Below are 18,592 nucleotides of genomic sequence, written 5' to 3'. Positions count from 1 at the left end.
CAACCGAGAGGTTGTGGGAGAGTAGGACGCCGCCGGGCATCTTTTTCCTCGTGGGGCCACCCGACTTCGGTCGGGTGGCCCCACGAGTCATTTCACGACCATTCTTCCCCGAGCTCGGGGCCGCCCGCCGTTGCGCGACCCGTGAGCCGTGCACAGGCGCGCTCTCGTCGCACTCCTCCACACCTGCGGTGCAGCCGCGCCGTCAGTGCGGGTCGGCACGGGCAGCCTCGTCGGTGGAGGTGGTGCACCCATGGGACGCACGAAGGACACGACCGGGACGACCCCGGAGCCGACCGGACCAGGACTGTCCCTGGTGTCGGTGAACGAGGTGCGGCTGGTGGGACGTGTCTCCGCCGCGCCGGAGGAGCGATTGCTGCCCAGCGGCGACACGCTGTGGTCGCTGCGGGTGGTCGTCGACCGCAGCGAGACCCGCGTCGCGTCGAAGCAGAAGGTCGACGCACTGGACTGCGTGGTGTGGGGCGGACGGGTGCGCCGCTCGGTGTCGACCTGGCGAGCCGGCGACGTCGTCGAGGTGGAGGGTTCGATGCGGCGGCGCTTCTACCGCCAGGGTGCGGCCACGGTCTCGCGGGTGGAGGTCGAGGTGGCCGCGGGCCGGCTCATTCGTCGCGCAGCGAGTGCATGAGGGCGCCCGGGTTGGGCTTGGGCTGGAACGACGTGGCCTTCTCCGGCAGGAGCCGGTCGTCGGCGGCCACGGCCACCACGTGGTCGACGTCGGGTGCGGGGAGCAGCAGCGCCAGGGTGCGGCCCCCACGGGTGGCGGCGAGGGCCCGGTCGACGCTGTGGTGGTAGGCGATCGAGCGCGGGGTGCGGGGCAACGACGGCAGCACGGCCTCGTGCAGCAGCTCCACCGCGGAGCGCCCCTCCGCCGGCGGCAGCTCCGCCACCGACCAGGTGTCGCCGTCGCTGGCCACGAGCCGTCCCGGCGCCAGCCCGTCGAGGGCGGCACTGCGGTCGGTGCGCCGTACCTCCCCGCCGATGCTGCGCACCGCTCGGGCGAGCTCGTCGTGGGTGGTCCCCACCAACGCCCGGTGCACCGCCCCCAGGTGGAGGGGCGTGTCGCTCTGGTCCACGACCATCGCGAGACCGTGGTCGGCCGGTCCGCCCGGGTGCCGTGCCTGCAGACGCAGGTAGGCGGCATAGCGGTGGTGCCCGTCGGCGATGAGCACCCGGCTCGGCGCGAGGGCGTCGCGGATCGCGGCGACCTCGTCGTCGTCGGTCACCGTCCACAGCCGATGGTGCTGCCCGGCGCGGTCGCGGAAGCTGTGGCGTGGGGTGCGCTCGAGCTGGGCCAGGGTGAGTCGCCGCAGCTCCTCGGGGGCACGGTGCACCAGCAGGATGGGCGCGGGGTGCAGCTGGATCTCGTCGAGCCGGTCGGCGAGGTCGTCGGTCTGCGCGGGGCGCACCCCCTCGTGCGGCAGCACGGCGCGCTGGCCCGGCGAGGCCGCCCGCCGCGACAGGTCGAGCACGCCCACCAGCCCCCGCACGGTGAGCCCGCCGGAGGTGTACTCGTGCACGTGCAGCGCCGGCGCCCGGTCGCGGGTCACCTGGCCGTGCTCCTCCCAGCGGGCCAGCCGGTCGGCCACCTTGCGCTGGGAGCGGGCGAAGGTGCGTGCCGTGCTCGGGTCGCCCACCCGCGACGGTGCCATCCGCAGGGCCCGGAAGGGTCCCAGGCTGAGAGGTCCGGCGACGTACGGCGGGGTGACCGTGGCCGGGGGTTCCATCTGCGCATCGTAGGGTGCGCCCGACGCGCCGAGGCCCAGGAGGACCCCATGCTCACCCCCACCGACCGGCCCCTGAGCGAGGTCCACGACCTCGCCATGCTCGACCTCGACGGGGTGGTCTACGTCGGCGGCGAGGCGGTGCCCGGGGCCCCCGACGCCATCGCCGCCGCACGCGGCGCGGGCCAGCGGGTCGCGTTCGTCACCAACAACGCCTCGCGCACCCCCGACACCGTCGCGGCCCACCTCACCGACCTCGGCGTCGCGGCCGAGGCCGCCGACGTGGTGACCTCGGCGCAGGCCGCCGCCCGGGTCCTGCGCGACCGGCTGGGCGCCGGCGCCGCCGTCGCGGCCCTGGGAGCCGACGGGCTGCTGACCGCGCTGCGGGCCGAGGACCTGCGACCGGTGGGGGTCGACGACGACGCCGAGGCCCTGGCCACCGGCTACGGCCCCGACGTGCTGTGGCGCGACATCATGCGGGCGGCGGTGCTCGTGCGCGACGGCCTGTGGTGGGTGGCCAGCAACACCGACCTGAGCATCCCCACGGCCTACGGCGTCGCGCCGGGCCACGGGGTCCTGGTCGAGACCATCAGCCGCTTCGCGGGCGTGGACCCCGTGGTGGCCGGAAAGCCGGCTCGCCCCCTGCTCGACGAGACGGTGCGGCGCGTCGGTGGGGAGCGGGCGCTGATGGTGGGCGACCGCCTCGACACCGACATCGCCGGCGCCGCTGCGGCGGGGCTGCCGTCGCTGCTCGTGCTCACCGGGGTGACCGGTCTCGCCGAGCTCGTGGCGGCCCGGGGCGACGAGCGACCGACGTACCTCGCGCCCGACCTGGCAGGCCTGCTCGAGCCGCAGCCCGGGGTCACCGGGACCGACGCCGGTGCCTCCTGCGGTGGCTGGCACGCCGAGGTGGAGGGCGGCGCGCTGCGGGTGCGTGGTGACGGCGCCCCCGCCGACTGGTGGCGGTCCGTGGCCGTGGCCGGCTGGCGCCACCTCGACGCCACCGGCGAGGTCGTCGGCACCGACGGGCTGCAGCCCCCGACGACCGGTAGCCTCGCGTCATGAGCGAGGGAGCCGCGCCCCACGACGTGCCCCGGCCCACCCCGCCCCGACCGGGTCCGCGGCCACCGGCTGCTCCCCGCCGCGACGCGCCTGCGCCGGCCCCGGTCACCTCGGACGTCGGGGGCACGGGAGCGGGCCGGGTCGACGCCGTCGTCGACGCGGTGTCCCGGCTCGACGAGCTGCCGGTGGCCGAGCACGTGGCGGTGTTCGAGACCGCGCACGCCGAGCTGCGTCGGGCGCTCGACGACGTCGACTCGCTCGACGACCCGGTCGACCCGGTCGATCCGCAGGGGGTCTGAGGTGCCGCCACGGCGGCTCCGGCTCGACGCCGAGCTGGTCCGGCGGGGTCACGCCCGCTCCCGTGAGCACGCCGCCGAGCTGGTGAGCAGCGGACGGGTGAAGGTCTCGGGTGCGCTGGCCCGCAAGGCCGCGACCGGGGTCACCACCGACGTGGCGATCGTGGTGGCCGAGGCCTCCGACGACCGCCCCGACTACGTCTCGCGCGGCGGCCACAAGCTGGCCGGTGCCCTCGACGACCTGGGCCCCCTGGGGCTGCGGGTCGAGGGACGTCGGTGCCTCGACGCCGGGGCGTCGACCGGCGGGTTCACCGACGTCCTGCTGCGCCGCGGCGCGACGGCGGTGGTGGCCGTCGACGTCGGCTACGGCCAGCTGGCGTGGCCGCTGCGCCAGGACCCCCGGGTCGAGGTGCACGACCGCACCAACATCCGCGACCTGGGCCTCGAGGTGGTCGGGGAGCCGGTGGGCCTGGTGGTGGGCGACCTGTCCTTCATCTCGCTGGCGCTGGTGCTCGACGCGCTGATCTCCGTGACCGACCCCGACGGCGACCTCGCGCTGATGGTGAAGCCGCAGTTCGAGGTGGGCAGGGAGCGCGTCGGCAAGGGTGGCGTGGTGCGCGACTCCGAGCTGCGCGCCGACGCCGTCGTCGGCGTCGCGAGCGCCGCGGCCCGGCGCGGGTGGGGAGCGCAGGCGGTGACGACCAGCCGCCTGCCCGGGCCGTCGGGCAACGTCGAGTTCTTCCTGTGGCTGCGCCGCGGGCCGGCGGCGGTCGACGACGCCCAGGTGCGCGCCGTCGTCACGGCAGCCGGGGCTCCGGGGGTGGCGGGTGAGAGGGTGGAGCCATGAGCGACCACGAGCCCGACCGCCCGGCGGTGCGCCGGGTGCTCATGCTGACCCACACCGGCCGCGAGGAGGCCCGTGAGGTCGCCCGCGCCTCCTGCAAGGCCCTCACGGGCAACGGCCTGGTGGTGCGCCTGCTGAGCACCGAGGCCGCCGACCTGGGCGTCACCGCCGAGGACTACCCCGGTGCCCTCGAGCTCACCGAGCTCGACGACGACCCCAGCGCCGGCTGCGAGCTGGCGCTGGTCATCGGTGGCGACGGCACGATCCTGCGCGCCGCCGAGATCACCCACGCCAGCCGCACCCCGGTGCTCGGGGTCAACCTCGGCCACGTCGGCTTCCTCGCGGAGGCGGAGTACGACGACGTCGAGTCGACCATCGCCGCCATCGTGGAGAAGCGCTACACCTCCGAGGACCGGATGACCCTCGACGTCGAGGTCTACCGCGACGGCGAGCTCGTCACCCGCACCTACGCCGTCAACGAGGCCAGCGTCGAGAAGGCCTCGCGCGAGCGGATGCTCGAGGTGGTGGTCGAGGTCGACGGCCGCCCGCTGTCTCGGTGGGGCTGCGACGGCGTGGTCTGCGCGACGCCGACCGGGTCCACGGCCTACAACTTCAGCGCCGGCGGCCCCATCGTGTGGCCCGGCGTCGAGGCCCTGCTGATGGTGCCGATCAGCGCCCACGCCCTGTTCGCCCGGCCGATGGTGGTCGCCCCGACGTCCGTGCTGGCCGTCGAGGTGCTGGCCCGCACCGGCGTGTCCGGGGTCCTGTGGTGCGACGGTCGCCGTGCGGTCGACCTGCCACCCGGCGCCCGGATCGAGGTGCGCCGCGGCGAGCGCCCGATGCGCCTGGTGCGCCTGCACGAGGCCCCGTTCACCGACCGGCTCGTCGCCAAGTTCGGCCTGCCGGTCGAGGGCTGGCGGGGCGCGGCGGAGCGACGCCGCCAGGAGCACCCCGGTGCTTGAGGAGATCCGGATCTCCTCGCTCGGCGTGATCGACGCCTCCACCCTCGAGCTCGGGCCCGGCCTCACGGTGATCACCGGGGAGACCGGCGCCGGCAAGACGATGATCGTCACCGCCCTCGGTCTGCTGCTCGGCGGACGCAGCGACAGCGGCGCGGTGCGCACCGGCTCGCGCGCCGCCCGGGTGGAGGGCGTCGTGCGCACCGCAGGGCTCTCGGCCTTCGTCAGCGCGGTCGAGGACGCCGGCGGGGAGGTGGAGGACGACCGGGTCGTGCTCGCCCGCAACGTGTCGGCCGAGGGCCGCTCGCGTGCCTTCGTCGGCGGCGCCTCGGTGCCGGTCTCCACGCTGGCCGGGGTCAGCGAGCCGCTGGTGGCCGTGCACGGCCAGTCCGACCAGCACCGCCTGCTGCAGGCCCGAGCCCAGCGTGACGCCCTCGACCGCTTCGGCGGGGCCGCGGTCTCCGACGCCGCCGTTGCCTACACCGACCTCTACACCCGGCTGCGGGCCGTCGAGGCCGAGCTGGTCGACGTGGTCACCCACGCACGGGAGCGCGCCCGCGAGGCCGACCTGCTGCGCTTCGGCCTCGGCGAGGTGGAGGCAGTCGACCCGCAGCCCGGCGAGGAGGACTCGTTGGCGGCCGAGGAGGCACGGCTCGGGTTCGCCGACACCCTGCGCGCCGCGGCCGAGGAGGCGCGCGAGGCGCTCTCCAGCGACCAGGGCGCCCCCGACGCGCTCGGCACCACCGCGGTGGCCCGTGCAGCGCTGCAGTCGGTGCGCGACCACGACCCCGAGGCGGGGGCGCTGGCCGACCGGCTCGCCGAGCTCACCTACCTGCTCTCCGACCTCGCCGCCGACGTCGCCTCGTACGCCACCGGCATCGACACCGATCCCGCCCGGCTCGCCGCGGTCTCCGAGCGGCGGTCCGCGCTCACCTCGCTGACGCGCAAGTACGGCGACACGGTCGAGGAGGTGCTGGAGTGGGCGCGGACGTCGTCGCAGCGGCTGCTCGGCCTCGACGGGGCCGACGAGCGGGTGCAGGAGCTGCGCACCGAGCGCGCCCGACTGCGCACCGAGCTCGCCGACGCCGCCTCGGTCCTGAGCGACCTGCGCCGCGAGGCCGCCACGCTCCTGGGGGAGGCGGTGACCGGGGAGCTGACGTCGCTGGCGATGCCGCACGCCCGGCTGCAGGTCGAGGTGCGCCAGCACGAGGTGGCCGCCCCGTCGACCGGCCCCGCCGGCCCGACCGGCCCGACCGGTGCGGCGGCCGTGGCCGACCCCACGGTCGCCGGGGCCGAGCGTCCCGGGGCGCCGTTGTCGGTCGGGGGCCGCTGGCTGCGCTACGCCCCCTCGGGCGTCGACGAGGTGGAGATGATGCTGGCCGCCAACACCGGCTCGGAGCCCCGGCCGCTGCACAAGGGCGCGTCGGGCGGTGAGCTCTCCCGGGTGATGCTGGCCCTGGAGGTGGCCCTGGCCGGCACCAGCCCGGTGCCGACGTTCGTCTTCGACGAGGTCGACGCCGGCGTCGGTGGCACCGCCGCCGTCGAGATCGGCCGGCGGCTGGCGCGCCTGGCCCGCGACGCGCAGGTGCTGGTCGTCACGCACCTGCCGCAGGTGGCGGCGTACGCCGACCGCCACGTCGTGGTGAGCAAGTCCAGCGACGGCACGGTGACCAGCTCGGGCCTGGTGCTCCTCGACGACGCGCAGCGGGAGCGGGAGCTCTCCCGGATGATGGCCGGGCTCACCGGCTCCGACACCGCGCTGGCCCACGCCCGCGAGCTGCTCGAGGTGGCCGGGCCCGCCCGGGCGCTCACCCCTGGCGCCCGCTGACCCGCTCTCCTGGGACCTGTCGACGGTCGGGCGGTCCGACGCGCCCGGGGTCGTCAGGTGAGCGGAGCGACCCTCCCCGGGTGGCACAGTGTGGGGCGACATGAGGCTCCCAGAACGACTCTCCGAACGACGGCGCCCCGGTCCCGGCGAGGCCGGCGTGGTGGGCACCGTGCGTGCCGCCGCGCGCACCGCCGACGTGCTGCCGCGCCTGCGCCGCGGCGACGTGGCCGTCGTCGACCACCCCGACCTCGACCGCGCCACGGCGCAGCGGATGCTCGACGCCGGCGTGCTGGCCGTGGTGAACGCCGGCCCGTTCGTCTCGGGCCGCTACCCGAGCCGGGGACCGCTGCTGCTGGCCGAGGCCGGCGTGCTGCTGGTCGACGGCGTGGGGGCGCCAGGGCTGCGCCGGCTCGCCGACGGGGCCGACGTGCGCCTGGCCGACGGCCGGCTGCGCCTGCTCTCGGGTGAGGAGGTGCCGGGCCGGGCGGTGGACGTCGCCACGGTGCACGCCGAGCTCGAGGCGTCCCGCGGCGGGCTGGCCACCCAGCTCGACGTGCTGACCCACCACGTCAGCGAGCTGGTGCGACGCGAGGAGGGCCTGCTGCTCCACCGCGACGGGTTGCCCCGCCTCGACGTCGACCTCGCCGGCCGCACCGCTGTCGTCGTCGGCGACGGTGCCGAGCACCGTCGCGAGCTGGCGGGGCTGCGCCCGTTCCTGCGCGAGCAGCAGCCGGTGGTGCTGGTCCTGGCCCCGCTGGCCGACGAGCTCGCGGCCGCCCGGGTGCGTGTCGACGTCGTGCTGGTCGACCTCGGCGTGCCCGAGCCGGTGCTGCCCTCGGCGCGCACCCTGCGTGCCGCCGGCGCCGTCGTCCTCGTGGGCGACCCCACCACCCGCGGCGCCCAGGGCGTCGTGGAGTCGCTCGACCGCATCGGGGTGCGCGGGGCTCGGCTCGACACCTCGCTCGACGTCGTCGACGCGGGCCTGCTGCTCGCCGACGCCCACGACCCCTCGCTGGTGGTCGGGGTGGGCCTGCGCACCGGGCTGCCCGACCTGCTCGACGGTGAGCGCACCGGCGCCGCCGGGAGCCACCTGGCCCGCATGGTGCTCGGCTCCCGCCTCGTCGGCGCGGCCGCGGTGCCGCGGCTCTACTCCGGGCGGGTCCGACCCGTCCACCTGTTGCTCGTGATGCTCGCGGGCCTGCTCGCCCTGGCCGCCGCCGTGTCGGTGACCCCCGTCGGCCAGGAGTGGCTGGCGCAGTGGGCCGGCACGCTCGACGACCTCGGCGGCTCGATCTCCGACCTCTGGCAAGGACTGCGCACGTGATCTCGTACCGCCACCACATCGTCTCCCTCGTGGCCGTGTTCCTGGCCCTCTCCGTCGGGGTGGTGCTCGGCGGGGGACCGCTCGGCGAGCTGGGCCGCCCCCAGGAGGCGGGCGCCGCCCGCCAGGCCTCCGCCGAGACCGGTCCGCTGGCGCAGTCGCGCTTCGCCGACGCGTTCGCCGCCGCGTCCGCCACCCGCCTGTACGACGGTGCGCTGGCGGACCGGCCGGTGGCCGTGCTGGCCCTGCCGGGCGCCGACGAGGACGTGCTCACCGGGCTCGGCGACCAGGTGCGGGCCGCCGGCGGCGAGGTCGCCGCCCGCTACGACCTGCGCCCGCGCCTCACCGACCCCACCTCGAGCTCGCTGGTCGACAGCCTCGGCACCCAGCTCGTCGACGAGCTCGGTGCCGCTGCTGACACCGTCGACCCCGACGCGCCGCCGTACGTGCGGCTCGGGCAGCTCGCCGGCCTGGCGCTCGGCAGCACCGCCGAGGACGGCGCCGCCGTCGACGAGACCGGCGCGGCCGTGCGGCAGAGCTTGAGCCGCGCGGACCTGGTCACCGGTGCGGAGCCCGACGCCCGCCGCGCCCCGCTGCTCCTGGTCGTGATGGGCGCCGAGGGCGAGACCGACCCCGACGTGGTCACCGACCTGGTCTCCGGGCTCTCCAGCACCGCCCAGGGCGTCGTGCTGGCCGGCAGTGCCGCGTCCGGCGTGGACGGCGACCTCGCCGGCATCCGCGAGGCCGGGGGAGTCGTCGGCGTGCCGACCGTCGACGGGGTGGAGACCGGGCTCGGTCAGGTCACCACCGTGCTCGCGCTGCTGCGTGCCCCCGCCGGCGCCGGCGGCGACTTCGGGCTCTCCGGCGCCGAGGGCGCCGTCCCGCTCGACTGACGCCCCGGTCGTCCCACCTGCTGCCCCAGTCGGCGCGGCTCGCCCTGTCAGCGCGGTTCGCGTGCGGCGGCCGGCGCAGCGGCTGCTCGACCAGCGCGATTGCGCCGGTGGGACAACGGGGGCCCGCGCAGCGGCTGCCCGACCAGCGCAGTTGCGCCACTCACGCACCGGGCCGACAGCACCGGGCGGAGAGCAGCCGCGCGGCAGCAGCACGGCCGGCCGCACCGACGGACGAGGGCTGTCGGAGCGTCTGGTCACCGCGGGCGGCGACCTGACGTAGCATGGAGTTCCGTGAGGAACCCAGGCCCGACCAAGCACGTATTCGTCACCGGAGGCGTCGCCTCCTCGCTCGGCAAGGGGCTCACGGCGTCCAGCCTGGGGCGGTTGCTGCGCTCGCGCGGGCTGCGGGTCACGATGCAGAAGCTCGACCCGTACCTGAACGTCGACCCCGGCACGATGAACCCGTTCCAGCACGGCGAGGTCTTCGTGACCAACGACGGTGCGGAGACCGACCTCGACATCGGTCACTACGAGCGGTTCCTCGACACCGACCTGAGCCAGATCGCCAACGTCACGACCGGGCAGGTCTACTCCAGCGTCATCGCCAAGGAGCGCCGCGGCGACTACCTCGGCGACACCGTGCAGGTCATCCCGCACATCACCAACGAGATCAAGGACCGCGTCATCGCGATGGGCGGGCCCGACATCGACGTGGTGATCACCGAGGTCGGCGGCACCGTCGGCGACATCGAGTCGCTGCCGTTCCTCGAGGCCGCCCGCCAGGTGCGCCACGACGTCGGCCGCGCCAACTGCTTCTTCATCCACGTCTCGCTGGTGCCCTACATCGGCCCGTCGGGAGAGCTGAAGACCAAGCCCACCCAGCACTCGGTGGCGGCGCTGCGCCAGGTCGGCATCCAGCCCGACGCCGTGGTCTGCCGCGCCGACCGCGACCTCCCGGAGTCCATCAAGCGCAAGATCGCGCTGATGTGCGACGTCGACGAGGAGGCGGTCATCACCTGCGCCGACGCCCCGTCGATCTACGACATCCCCAAGGTGCTGCACCGCGAGGGTCTCGACGCCTACCTCGTACGCCGCCTCGACCTGCCGTTCCGCGACGTCGACTGGACCGTGTGGGACGACCTGCTGCGCCGGGTGCACCACCCGAAGGAGGAGGTGACGGTCGGCCTGGTCGGCAAGTACATCGACCTGCCCGACGCCTACCTCTCGGTCGGCGAGGCGCTGCGCGCCGGTGGCTTCGCCCACGAGGCCAAGGTGCACATCCGGTGGATCCCCTCCGACGAGTGCGCCACCCAGGCCGGCGCCCAGCGCCAGCTCGCCGACGTCGACGCCGTCTGCGTGCCGGGCGGCTTCGGCATCCGCGGCCTCGAGGGCAAGCTCGGCGCGCTGACCTACGCCCGCACCCACGGGATCCCGACGCTGGGCCTGTGCCTGGGCCTGCAGTGCATGGTCATCGAGTACTCCCGCAGCGTCCTGGGCCTGGAGAAGGCCGGCTCTACCGAGTTCGACCCCGGCACCCCGGAGCCGGTCATCGCCACGATGGCCGAGCAGCTCGAGTACGTCGACGGCGCCGGCGACCTCGGCGGCACCATGCGCCTCGGGCTCTACCCCGCGGCGCTCAAGCCGGGCACGGTCGTGCGCGCGGCGTACGGCGAGGCACTGGTCGAGGAGCGCCACCGCCACCGCTACGAGGTCAACAACTCCTACCGCGAGCAGCTCGAGGCGGGCGGCCTGGTGTTCTCCGGCACCGCCCCCGACGACAGCCTGGTGGAGTTCGTCGAGCTGCCCCGCGAGGTGCACCCGTACTACGTGTCCACCCAGGCCCACCCCGAGCTGCGCTCGCGCCCCACCCGGCCGCACCCGCTGTTCGCCGGACTGGTTGGCGCGGCGATCGACCGCCAGCGCGAGCTGCGCTTCCCGCTCGACGAGTCGGGGCTGCGCCGCGAGCCGGAGGACGGCTGAGATGACGCACGACCCCGCCGGCCCCCAGGGCACCGACGTGCCGACGTACGACGGCCTGCCGCTGCGCGACGAGCCGGTGACCTGGCCGGTCGCGGCCAGCGCCGACCTCCACCGCGACGGGTGGGTCGTGGCGCTGCGGGAGGACCGCATCCGCCGCCCCGACCACCCCGACGAGGAGCCGTTCCGCCGGGTGGTGCTGGAGCACCCGGGCGCCGCGGTCGTCCTGGCCGTCGACGACGACGAGCGGGTGCTGTGCCTGTGGCAGTACCGCCACGCCGCGGGTCACCGGTTCGTGGAGATCCCGGCCGGCCTGCTCGACCAGGGCGGCGAGGAGCCGCTCGACGTCGCCCGGCGCGAGCTGGCCGAGGAGACGGGGTTCGAGGCGACCAGGTGGACCCACCTGGTCTCGACGTACTCCTCACCCGGCATCTCGGCCGAGCTGGCCCACCTCTACCTCGCTCGCGACCTCACCGAGGTGGGGCGCGGTGACTTCGAGCTGGTGCACGAGGAGGCCGAGATGCAGGCCGCGTGGGTGCCGTTCGACGACCTGCTGGCCGCCGTGCTCGACGGGCGGGTGCAGGACGCGCCGGTGCTGATCGCGGTGCTCACCGCGCACGCCCGGGGCCTCGCCGGCTCCGCCCGGACCGCGCGTTAGGGTCGGCGGGCCGCCACAGTGTCGTGGCGCACACCCACGCGAGGAGTGATCCGTTGAAGGTCGGCGTCCCGAAGGAAGTCAAGAACCACGAGTACCGGGTGGCGCTCACGCCGCTCGGGGTGCACGAGCTGGTCGCCCACGGCCACCAGGTCGTGGTGCAGGCCGGCGCCGGGCTCGGCTCCTCCATCACCGACGACGAGTACGTCGCCGCCGGTGCGGGGATCCTGCCCGACGCCGACGCCGTGTGGGGCAGCGCCGAGATGGTGCTGAAGGTGAAGGAGCCGGTCGCCGAGGAGTACGACCGCATGCGCGAGGGGCAGCTGCTCTTCACCTACCTCCACCTGGCCGCCGACCCGACGCTGACCCGCGAGCTGATCGACCGCAAGGTCACCGCGATCGCCTACGAGACCGTGCAGCTGCCCTCCGGCGGGCTGCCGCTGCTCTACCCGATGTCGGAGGTCGCCGGGTGCCTGGCGCCCCAGGTGGGGGCCCACGAGCTGCTGAAGGCGCGCGGCGGGCGCGGCGTGCTGCTCGGCGGCGTCGGTGGCGTGGCCAACGCCAAGGTCGTGGTCATCGGTGCCGGGGTGTCGGGGCAGAACGCCGCCAACATCGCCCTCGGCATGGGCGCCGACGTCACCCTGCTCGACACCGACCTCGACAAGCTGCGGATGTCGTTCTGGCGCTACGACAACCGGGTGCACGGCCTGGCGTCGTCGCAGCTGACCATCCAGCAGCAGGTCACCCAGGCCGACCTGGTGATCGGCGCGGTGCTGATCCCCGGCGCCAAGGCCCCGAAGCTGGTCACCAACGACCTGGTGGCCCAGATGAAGCCCGGCTCGGTGCTGGTCGACATCGCCGTCGACCAGGGCGGCTGCTTCGAGGACACTCGCCCCACCACCCACGACGACCCCACCTTCACGGTGCACGGCTCCACGTTCTACTGCGTGGCGAACATGCCCGGGGCGGTGCCGACCACGTCGACCTACGCCCTGACCAACGCCACGATGCCGTACGCCGTCGCCCTGGCCGGCAAGGGCTGGGCGCAGGCCTGCCGCGACGACCGCAGCCTCGCGCTGGGCCTGAACACCCACGCCGGGCTCCTCACCAACGCCCCCGTGGGCGAGGCCGTCGGCATCGACGCCGTCGCCCTCGACGACGTGCTGGCCTGAGCCGGTGCCGACCGCCGCGATGGACGCCGCCCCCGCCCTGCCCGAGACCCCCCGGCCCACCGGCCGCGGGGCCGGCGGGGTGGCGGACGGCGCCCCCGCGGTGGCGGTGCGCACCTACCTCGACCACCTCTCGGTCGAGCGCGGCCTGGCTGCGAACACGCTGTCGTCGTACCGCCGCGACCTGCGCCGCTACCTGGCCCACCTCGCCGCGCGGGGCGTGGAGCGCCTCGACGACGTCACCGAGGCCCACGTCGCCGACTTCCTGGTGCGCCTGCGCGAGGGCGACGCCGACCACCCGCCGCTGACCTCGACGTCGGCGGCGCGCACCGTGGTGGCCGTGCGCGGGTTCCACAAGTTCGCGGTGGCCGACGGCCTCGCCCAGGTCGACCCCGCCTCGGGCGTCAAGCCGCCCGCCCCGGCCAAGCGGCTGCCCAAGGCGCTGCCGCTGGCCGACGTGGAGGCCATCATCGAGGCTGCCGGTGCGCCCGGCACCGCGCTCGCCCTGCGCGACCGCGCCCTGCTCGAGCTGCTCTACGGCACCGGCGCGCGCATCTCCGAGGCCGTCGGGCTCGACGTCGACGACGTCGACCGCAGCACCAGCGGCCCCGACGCCACCGTGCTGCTGCGCGGCAAGGGCAGCAAGGAGCGGATCGTGCCGGTCGGCACCTACGCCCAGGAGGCGGTCGCGGCGTACCTGGTGCGGGGTCGCCCCGAGCTGGTCTCGGCCGCCACCGCCACGTCCGGGGCGACCGGCACCGGGCGCGGGACCCGGCCCGGCGCCGGGGGAGCGCTCTTCCTCAACGCCCGCGGCGGGCGGCTGTCGCGGCAGTCGGCGTGGGCGGCGCTGGTGAAGGCCGCCGAGCGCGCCGGGGTCACCCGCGACGTCTCGCCCCACACGCTGCGCCACTCCTTCGCCACCCACCTGCTCGACGGCGGCGCCGACGTGCGGGTGGTGCAGGAGCTGCTCGGGCACGCCTCGGTGACCACGACCCAGGTCTACACGCTGGTCACCGTCGACAACCTGCGCGAGGTCTTCGCCACCGCCCACCCGCGGGCGCGCGGCTGATGGCGACGACGGACAGCAGCACCAGCACCGCCGGCACCACGGGCGCGGCGTGGCCGCCGCGGGTCGGGGCCGACGCCGACGAGGTCTACGACAGCGTCGTCACCTGGGCCACCGGCACCGGCGTGGAGCTCTACCCCCACCAGGACGAGGCGGTGATCGAGCTGCTCGGCGGCAGCCACGTCGTGCTGGCCACCCCCACCGGCTCCGGCAAGTCGCTGGTGGCGGTCGCGGCCCACGCCGCGGCCCTGGCGCGCGACGAGGTGTCGTTCTACACCGCCCCGATCAAGGCGCTGGTGAGCGAGAAGTTCTTCGCGCTCTGCGCGGTCTTCGGCGCCGACAACGTCGGCATGCTCACCGGTGACGCCTCGGTCAACGCCGACGCCCCGATCATCTGCTGCACCGCCGAGGTGCTGGCCAACCTCGCCCTGCGCGAGGGCCAGGGGGCCGACGTCGGGCTGGTCGTGATGGACGAGTTCCACTTCTACGGCGAGCCCGACCGCGGCTGGGCCTGGCAGGTGCCGCTCATCGAGCTGCCGCGCGTGCAGTTCCTGCTGATGTCGGCGACCCTCGGCGACGTCACCGGTCTCGCCGCCGACCTCACCCGGCGCAGCGGGCGCGCCACCGCCGTCGTCGACGACGCCGAGCGCCCCGTGCCGCTCGACTTCAGCTGGTCGCTCACCCCGCTGGTCGACGAGCTCGAGGAGCTGGTGACCACCGGTCAGGCGCCGGTGTACGTCGTGCACTTCACCCAGGCCGCCGCCGTCGAGCAGGCCACCCACCTGCTCAACGCGAAGTGGGTGCCGAAGCCGGGGCCCGAGCTGGCCAAGCGGATGGCCGGGGTGCGGTTCGGGGCCGGCTTCGGCAAGACGCTGGCCAAGCTGCTGCGCCGCGGGGTCGGCGTCCACCACGCCGGCATGCTGCCGCGCTACCGGCGCGTGGTGGAGCAGCTGGCGCAGGAGGGGCTGCTCTCGGTCATCTGCGGCACCGACACCCTCGGGGTCGGCATCAACGTGCCGATCCGCACCGTGCTGTTCACGGGCCTGGCCAAGTTCGACGGCACCCGCTCGCGCGTGCTGCGCAGCCGCGAGTTCCTGCAGATCGCGGGCCGCGCGGGCCGCGCGGGCTACGACACCCGCGGGTACGTCGTCGTCCAGGCGCCCGAGCACACCATCGAGAACGAGAAGGCCAAGCGCAAGGCCGAGGCGAAGAACGCCGCGATGAGCGTCGAGAAGCAGGCCAAGCGCAAGAGCAAGGCGCAGCTGCGCAAGCCGCCCGAGGGCTCCGTGGTGTGGACCGAGCAGACCTACGACAAGCTCGTCGAGGGCACCCCGGAGCCGCTGGTCTCCCGCATGCGCGTCGACAACGCGATGATCATCAACGTCCTGGCCCGCGACGAGGACCCCTTCCCGGTGCTGCGCCGCCTGCTCACCGACAACCACGAGGACCCGCGCAACCGGGTGCGCCTGGCCCGCCGGGCGCTGCGGCTCACCCGCAGCCTGGTGCAGTCGGGCGTGGTGACCCGCCTCGACGAGCCGGGTCCCGACGGACGCCGCTACGAGCTGACCGTCGACCTGCCCGCCGACTTCGCGCTGAACCAGCCGCTGGCCCACTTCGCGCTGGCCGCGTTGGAGGTGCTCGACCCGGAGGCCGAGGAGCACACCCTCGACGTCGTCTCGGTCGTCGAGGCGGTCCTCGAGGCGCCGCGGCAGATCCTGATGGCCCAGCAGTGGGCCGCGCGCGGCGAGGCGGTGGCCGAGCTCAAGGCCGACGGCGTCGAGTACGAGGAGCGGATGGCGCTGCTCGACGACATCTCCTGGCCGCAGCCGCTCTCGGAGCTGCTCACCACGACGTACGAGATCTACCGCCAGAGCCACCCCTGGCTGGCCGAGGACGCGCTGTCGCCGAAGTCGGTGGTGCGCCAGATGTACGAGCAGGGCATGGGGTTCACCGACTTCGTCGGCCGCTACCAGCTCGCCCGCTCCGAGGGCCTGGTCCTGCGCTACCTCACCGACGCCTACCGCACCCTGCGCGTCACCGTGCCGGAGCGGCACCGCACCCCCGAGCTCGACGACCTCGCCGAGTGGCTGGGCGAGGTCATCCGGCAGACCGACTCCTCGCTGCTCGACGAGTGGGAGGCGATGACCGACCCCGCCGCGGTGGCCCGCCGCGCCGCCGAGCTGGCCTCGGGCGCCCCGCCGGCCTCGCCGCGTCCCCTGTCGAAGCAGGAGCGGGCGTTCACCACGATGGTGCGCAACGCGATGTGGCGCCGCGTCGAGCTGGTGGCCCGCGACGACCTCGACGGCCTGATGGCCGCCGAGCGCGCCGCCGCCGACCGCACCGACCCGCCGCGCGCGGTCGTGATGACCCGCTCGGCGTGGGACGCCGGCATCGAGGAGTACTACGCCGAGCACGACCGCGTCGACCTCGGCCCCGACGCCCGCGGGCCGGCGCTGCTGCACGTCGAGGCCACGACCGGCGAGCCGGCCGGGCTGGACCTGGCCGACGGCGCCGACGGTGACGACGTCGAGGCCCGGCTGTGGCGGGTGCGCCAGACGGTGCACGACCCCGAGGGCCACCACGACTGGGTCATCGAGGCAGTCGCCGACCTCGACGCCACCGACGAGATCGGCGAGCTGGTGATCGCCACCACGGCCTTCCGCCGCCTCGGCGGCTGAGCCTGCCCGCTGCCTGCTGCCCGTCGCGCTGGCTGCCGCTGGCAGGTCGGCTCGCCGCCTGCGTCCTAGGCTGGGGCCATGACCGACATCGACGTGCGCCACGAGCCCGACCAGAGCCGCTGGGCGGCCTACGACGGCGACGACCTGGCTGGCGTCGCCGCCTACGAGCTGGGCGAGGACCCCGCCGTCGTGGTCTTCACCCACACCGTGGTGGAGGAGGCCGCCGAGGGCCGCGGCGTCGGCTCCGCGCTGGCCCGGGCGGCGCTCGACGCCGTGCGCGCCGAGGGCGAGCGGCAGGTCGTGCCGCAGTGCTCGTTCATCGCGGGCTACGTCGACAAGCACCCCGAGTACGCCGACCTCGTCGCCTCCTGAGCGACTCGGCGGTCTGCGCCGGTCGGGCAGTCGCGGCGGGTCCGGGGCGGCCCACGTGGCGCAGTCGCGCGGTCGGGGCGGTGTGGGCGGCTGCCGTGGTCAGTCACGACCGGACGGCGAACGGTGCGGATTGCGCTGGTCGAGCACTGGTCCCGCCCCGCAGCACCCTCGAGCGGCGCGATCGCGCGGGAACGACGCCGACCAGGGGCCACGTCGTGGTGCGTGCGGGTTGTCGGCGGCGCGGGGCGCACCTAGGCTCGCGCGAACGCCGACCGGCACGTCGTCGGGTCGGCACGGCAGCCCCCACGTCGCGCAGGTGCGTCCCGCCCGCGCCGCGCGGGGATCCCGAGCGAGGAGCACCTGGTGAACGATGGTGGAATGGTCCCCGGCCCCCTCGGCAGCGCGGCCCCCGCGATGCCCCCACGGCCCCGACGTACCGCCCCCACCACCGGAGATGAGCAGCAGTTGACCGAGCCCCTCCCGTTCGAGCGTCCGGCCCCGGCGACCCCGCCGGTCGACCCGGCGGCCCTCGGCCCGACCGGGCGACCGTGGCCGGTCATCCCGGAGCCGGGCCCGGTGGCCACGCCGCGCCGCGCCCGGGTGATCTCGATGTGCAACCAGAAGGGCGGGGTCGGCAAGACCACGACCACGATCAACCTGGGTGCCTCGCTGGCGGAGTACGGCCGCAAGGTGCTGCTGGTCGACTTCGACCCCCAGGGCTCGCTGTCGGTGGGCCTCGGGCTGAACCCGCACGAGATGGACATGACGGTCTACAACCTGCTGATGCAGCGCGAGGTGACCCTCGACGACGTGGTCGTGCCCTCCGGCGTCGAGGGCATGGACCTGCTGCCCTCCAACATCGACCTGTCGGCCGCCGAGGTGCAGCTGGTGCAGGAGGTCGCGCGCGAGCAGACCCTGCAGCGGGTGCTGGCCCCGGCGCTCGACCAGTACGACGTCATCATCATCGACTGCCAGCCCTCCCTGGGCCTGCTCACCGTCAACGCGCTGACCGCCTCCGACGGCGTGGTGGTGCCGCTGGAGTGCGAGTACTTCGCGCTGCGCGGGGTGGCGCTGCTCAAGACGACCATCGACAAGGTGCGTGAGCGGCTCAACCCGCGCCTGGAGATCGACGGCGTGCTCGGCACCATGTTCGACGGGCGCACGCTGCACAGCCGTGAGGTCATGGAGCGGCTCGTGCAGGCCTGGGGCGACACCGTGTTCCACACCGTCATCCGGCGCACCGTGAAGTTCTCCGACTCCACCGTGGCCGGGGAGCCGATCACGTCGTACGCCTCGTCGTCGGCCGGCGCCGAGTCCTACCGCTCGCTGGCCCGGGAGGTGCTCGCCCGGTGGCAGCACGACGGGTGAGCCTGCCCTCCGCCGACGACCTCTTCCGCCCCACGGTCGCCCCGACCGAGGACCAGCCGACCGCCCAGCCCGAGGTGCAGCCCGAGCCCGTCGCGGACGCCGAGCCGGCGTCGGACGCGGCACCGCAGCCGCGCCCGGCGACCGCCCGGCCCAGTGGTCGGGTGCGCCACGACGAGAAGATGACGGTCTACGTCACCTCCGAGGAGCTGCTCGCCATCGAGCAGGCCCGGCTCTCGCTGCGCAGCCGCCACGGCCTGGCCGTCGACCGCGGCCGCCTGGTGCGCGAGGCGGTGGCGCTGGTGCTGGCCGACCTCGAGGCGGCCGGCGCCGACAGCGCGCTCGTGCGCCGGCTCTCCCCGGAATGA

The 18,592-nt window shown here is 75.1% G+C and carries 17 protein-coding genes; 16 read left to right on the top strand and 1 reads right to left on the bottom strand.

Going from position 1 to position 18,592, the window contains the following annotated elements; genetic code table 11:
• Positions 1–313: 313 nt before the first annotated feature.
• On the top strand, positions 314–643 hold the full coding sequence (locus AC4OR8_RS17100; protein WP_492166792.1) for a single-stranded DNA-binding protein: 330 nt from the start codon (positions 314–316) through the stop codon (positions 641–643).
• On the opposite strand, the gene AC4OR8_RS17095 is transcribed toward AC4OR8_RS17100, so the two are convergent.
• Positions 618–1,742 carry a DUF1015 family protein gene (locus AC4OR8_RS17095; RefSeq protein ID WP_492166791.1) on the bottom strand — a complete coding sequence of 375 codons (1,125 nt, stop codon included), beginning with the start codon at positions 1,740–1,742 and terminating at the stop codon, positions 618–620. The two genes, AC4OR8_RS17100 and AC4OR8_RS17095, sit on opposite strands and share 26 nt — an antisense overlap.
• A gap of 48 nt (positions 1,743–1,790) precedes the next feature.
• Between AC4OR8_RS17095 and AC4OR8_RS17090 the strand changes: the two genes are divergently transcribed.
• The 15 genes from AC4OR8_RS17090 to AC4OR8_RS17020 all read left to right on the top strand — a co-directional run bounded on the left by AC4OR8_RS17090 (position 1,791) and on the right by AC4OR8_RS17020 (position 18,592).
• Entirely contained in the window at positions 1,791–2,804 is a 1,014-nt protein-coding gene (locus tag AC4OR8_RS17090) for an HAD-IIA family hydrolase (RefSeq protein WP_492166790.1), read from the top strand.
• Positions 2,801–3,100, top strand: coding sequence for a hypothetical protein (locus tag AC4OR8_RS17085; RefSeq protein ID WP_492166789.1), 300 nt, complete (start codon positions 2,801–2,803; stop codon positions 3,098–3,100). Before AC4OR8_RS17090 ends, AC4OR8_RS17085 begins: the two co-directional genes overlap by 4 nt.
• Position 3,101: 1 nt before the next feature.
• Positions 3,102–3,944: a TlyA family RNA methyltransferase gene (locus AC4OR8_RS17080; protein WP_492166788.1), complete on the top strand. Its 843-nt coding sequence runs from the start codon at positions 3,102–3,104 to the stop codon at positions 3,942–3,944.
• Positions 3,941–4,903, top strand: coding sequence for an NAD kinase (locus tag AC4OR8_RS17075; protein WP_492166787.1), 963 nt, complete (start codon positions 3,941–3,943; stop codon positions 4,901–4,903). The genes AC4OR8_RS17080 and AC4OR8_RS17075 overlap by 4 nt, the downstream gene beginning before the upstream one ends.
• A complete protein-coding gene (gene recN / locus AC4OR8_RS17070; protein WP_492166786.1) occupies positions 4,896–6,728 on the top strand; it encodes a DNA repair protein RecN in 1,833 nt (610 codons plus the stop codon). The genes AC4OR8_RS17075 and recN overlap by 8 nt, the downstream gene beginning before the upstream one ends.
• Before the next feature lie 100 nt (positions 6,729–6,828).
• Entirely contained in the window at positions 6,829–8,052 is a 1,224-nt protein-coding gene (steA, locus tag AC4OR8_RS17065; RefSeq protein WP_492166785.1) for a putative cytokinetic ring protein SteA, read from the top strand.
• On the top strand, positions 8,049–8,942 hold the full coding sequence (locus tag AC4OR8_RS17060) for a copper transporter (RefSeq protein WP_492166784.1): 894 nt from the start codon (positions 8,049–8,051) through the stop codon (positions 8,940–8,942). The genes steA and AC4OR8_RS17060 overlap by 4 nt, the downstream gene beginning before the upstream one ends.
• 291 nt (positions 8,943–9,233) lie before the next feature.
• Positions 9,234–10,922: a CTP synthase gene (pyrG, locus tag AC4OR8_RS17055; protein WP_492166783.1), complete on the top strand. Its 1,689-nt coding sequence runs from the start codon at positions 9,234–9,236 to the stop codon at positions 10,920–10,922.
• Between the two features lies 1 nt (position 10,923).
• On the top strand, positions 10,924–11,577 hold the full coding sequence (locus AC4OR8_RS17050; protein ID WP_492166782.1) for an NUDIX domain-containing protein: 654 nt from the start codon (positions 10,924–10,926) through the stop codon (positions 11,575–11,577).
• Between the two features lie 53 nt (positions 11,578–11,630).
• Positions 11,631–12,746 carry an alanine dehydrogenase gene (gene ald / locus AC4OR8_RS17045; RefSeq protein ID WP_492166781.1) on the top strand — a complete coding sequence of 372 codons (1,116 nt, stop codon included), beginning with the start codon at positions 11,631–11,633 and terminating at the stop codon, positions 12,744–12,746.
• Between the two features lie 106 nt (positions 12,747–12,852).
• Positions 12,853–13,812, top strand: coding sequence for a site-specific tyrosine recombinase XerD (locus AC4OR8_RS17040; protein ID WP_492166808.1), 960 nt, complete (start codon positions 12,853–12,855; stop codon positions 13,810–13,812).
• Entirely contained in the window at positions 13,812–16,487 is a 2,676-nt protein-coding gene (locus AC4OR8_RS17035) for a DEAD/DEAH box helicase (protein ID WP_492166780.1), read from the top strand. The genes AC4OR8_RS17040 and AC4OR8_RS17035 overlap by 1 nt, the downstream gene beginning before the upstream one ends.
• A gap of 78 nt (positions 16,488–16,565) precedes the next feature.
• A complete protein-coding gene (locus AC4OR8_RS17030; protein ID WP_492166779.1) occupies positions 16,566–16,859 on the top strand; it encodes a GNAT family N-acetyltransferase in 294 nt (97 codons plus the stop codon).
• 414 nt (positions 16,860–17,273) lie between these two features.
• Entirely contained in the window at positions 17,274–18,227 is a 954-nt protein-coding gene (locus AC4OR8_RS17025) for a ParA family protein (protein ID WP_492166807.1), read from the top strand.
• Positions 18,209–18,592 (top strand): hypothetical protein, encoded by a 384-nt coding sequence (locus AC4OR8_RS17020; protein WP_492166778.1) that lies wholly within the window; start codon positions 18,209–18,211, stop codon positions 18,590–18,592. The genes AC4OR8_RS17025 and AC4OR8_RS17020 overlap by 19 nt, the downstream gene beginning before the upstream one ends.

It is taken from the genome of Nocardioides sp. FY1077 (assembly GCF_058681775.1).
This window is presented reverse-complemented; position numbering and strand designations above follow the sequence as displayed.